This is a genomic window from Clostridium sp. LS (genome assembly GCF_002760435.1).
Classification (GTDB): domain Bacteria; phylum Bacillota; class Clostridia; order Clostridiales; family Clostridiaceae; genus Clostridium.
This window is the reverse complement of sequence record NZ_AUUU01000206.1, coordinates 1-629: the sequence shown is the minus strand read 5'-3', so window position 1 is coordinate 629 and position 629 is coordinate 1. Positions and strand designations below refer to the sequence as shown.

Sequence of the window (629 nt, the reverse complement as noted above, 5' to 3'; positions counted from 1 at the left end):
ATTGATTCAAGTTTCGTAGGACTTTCTCCAAAATACATAACCTTAACAACTTTAAGATAGTAATATACTGATACAACACTCATAGCAATACTTAAAAATGCTAACCATAATTGTCCCTTTTCTATTATAGATAAGAACAAATAAAACTTACCTATAAACCCTGCCAAAGGTGGAATTCCTGCTAATGAAAGTAAGGATATAAGCATAACAGCTGCTAAAAATGGTGATCTCTTAGCTAAATAAGCATAATCTTTAATTTCATCGCTTCCTGTTGCCTTTGATACAGCAATTACAACCCCAAAGGCTCCCATGTTTGCAAACAGATAAAACAGACTATAAAGCAAAATTGATGCTACGCCAAGACTTGAATTTGCAATAATCCCTAATAAAAAATAACCTGCTTGGGAAATGCTTGAGTATGCCAATAATCTTTTAATATTTGTCTGAGGAATAGCAACTAGATTTCCAAGAACTAAAGTTATAACAGATAATACTGTTATTAGTTCAATCCAGTAAGCGGAAATAGATGACATACCAGTCATAAATAACCTTAATAAAACCGCTAAACCTGCAGTTTTAGATGCTACTGCTAAAAATACTGTAATTGAAGTAGGTGCTCCTTCATAAAT

The 629-nt window shown here is 32.4% G+C and carries 1 protein-coding gene; it reads right to left on the bottom strand.

Annotation, left to right across the window (positions count from 1 at the left end; translation table 11 throughout):
- Positions 1–629 (bottom strand): proton-conducting transporter membrane subunit (locus COL3_RS26325; RefSeq protein ID WP_278286714.1); only part of this gene is annotated, 629 nt, incomplete at both ends.